Annotated in this window: 1 protein-coding gene; it reads right to left on the bottom strand. The window is 63.6% G+C overall.

Translation table 11 applies throughout. The annotated features are described in order from the left end of the window. Window positions 1-826: Ig-like domain-containing protein (locus V8Z78_RS27020; protein ID WP_349732512.1), on the bottom strand; the 826-nt coding region annotated here is incomplete at both ends.

Here is an 826-nt window from a genome sequence, read left to right as displayed (position 1 = left end):
GATGGTCACCGTGCCATGGCTGGGGCCTGTGCCCTTGGTGTACTCCAGCGTATCGCCGTCTTTGTCCGTGCCCGTGACCTTGCCGTTAAAGGGCTGGTCTTCGTCCACGGTGATCTTGTAGCCGCCGTTGGGGCCTGGCGTGAACTCTTGGCCGGGGAACTCCGGGTTGTTCGGATCAATGTTGGGGTCGATCGGCTCGGGCAGCTGGTTGGCTGCCACGGTCACGGTGACGTTGGCCGTCTCTTCCGAGCCCTTGTCGGTCTTGGCTGTGTAGCTGAACTCGGCGTCGCCGTGATAGCCCGCCTCGGGTGTGAACACCAGTTGGCCATTCACCAGCTTGACCTCACCGTGGTCCACGACCACGGCGGCACCGCCTTCGGTGATGGCCTGGCCGTTCACCTGGGTGATGGTGGGGTGGGCGCCTTCGAAGTCGTCGTTGCCCAGCACGTCGATGGTGACGGGCTTGTCGTAGCCGGTCGTCGCCGTGTCGTCGACCACGTCCACTTCCGGCTTGAACTCGACCGTCACCGTGGTGGTGGTCTGGCCGCCCTTGCCGTCGTCCACGATGACCGTGAATTCATCGGGGCCGTTGTAGTCCGGATCGGGCGTGTAGGTGTACTCGCCGGTGTCCTTGTCGATGGTCACCGTGCCATGGCTGGGGCCTGTGCCCTTGGTGTACTCCAGCGTATCGCCGTCTTTGTCCGTGCCCGTGACCTTGCCGTTAAAGGGCTGGTCTTCGTCCACGGTGATCTTGTAGCCGCCGTTGGGGCCTGGCGTGAACTCTTGGCCGGGGAACTCCGGGTTGTTCGGATCAATGTTGGGGTCG

This window comes from Comamonas sp. wu1-DMT, assembly GCF_040187805.1.
GTDB lineage: Bacteria > Pseudomonadota > Gammaproteobacteria > Burkholderiales > Burkholderiaceae_C > Comamonas > Comamonas thiooxydans.
The sequence above is the reverse complement of the archived record's forward strand: the minus strand, read 5'-3'. Positions and strand labels throughout refer to the sequence as shown.